The 616-nt window shown below is 41.7% G+C and carries 1 tRNA gene and 2 rRNA genes; all 3 read left to right on the top strand.

The features are described from left to right. The first annotated feature begins 3 nt into the window (after nt 1-3). Nucleotides 4-119: ribosomal RNA gene (gene rrf, locus ORH16_RS18890) — 5S ribosomal RNA — on the top strand. 10 nt (nt 120-129) lie between these two features. Beyond that, nucleotides 130-203, top strand: a tRNA-Asn gene (locus ORH16_RS18885). A gap of 300 nt (nt 204-503) precedes the next feature. Beyond that, a 16S ribosomal RNA gene (locus tag ORH16_RS18880) occupies nt 504-616 on the top strand; the annotation flags it as partial.

Genomic DNA, 616 nt, shown 5'->3' with positions numbered 1-616 from the left:
TTGTGTGGTGGCGATAGCGAGAAGGATACACCTGTAACCATGCCGAACACAGAAGTTAAGCTTCTTAGCGCCGATTGTAGTGAAGGGTTGCCCTTTGTGAGAGTAGGACGTCGCCACGCAGTTGTTTATTCCGGCATAGCTCAGTTGGTAGTAGCGCATGACTGTTAATCATGATGTCGTAGGTTCGAGTCCTACTGCCGGAGTTAGAAATAACAAGTTATTTCTACTTTCAAAAACTTTATATTTTTCGAAAGTATTTTTAGGAGATTCTAAAAATACGTTGACAATCAGCTGCAAAGCTGATAAGATATAAAAGTTGCTGAAACAACAGATTCACTTCTTTTTAAGAGGCTGAATCGCAACATGTAGACCTTTGAAAACTGAACAAAGCAAACGAACCAATGTGTAGGGCGTTCTTGATAGTCAAGAACAAAATAAACATTGCAAGCAAAAGCTAGCAAACAATTAATGAGCTAACAGTCGCAAGACTGTGCAAACACTTTTATTATGAGAGTTTGATCCTGGCTCAGGACGAACGCTGGCGGCGTGCCTAATACATGCAAGTCGAACGCTTTTTCTTTCACCGGAGCTTGCTCCACCGAAAGAAAAGGAGTGG

The organism is Enterococcus sp. HY326 (assembly GCF_026157065.1).
GTDB lineage: Bacteria > Bacillota > Bacilli > Lactobacillales > Enterococcaceae > HY326.
This window is presented reverse-complemented; position numbering and strand designations above follow the sequence as displayed.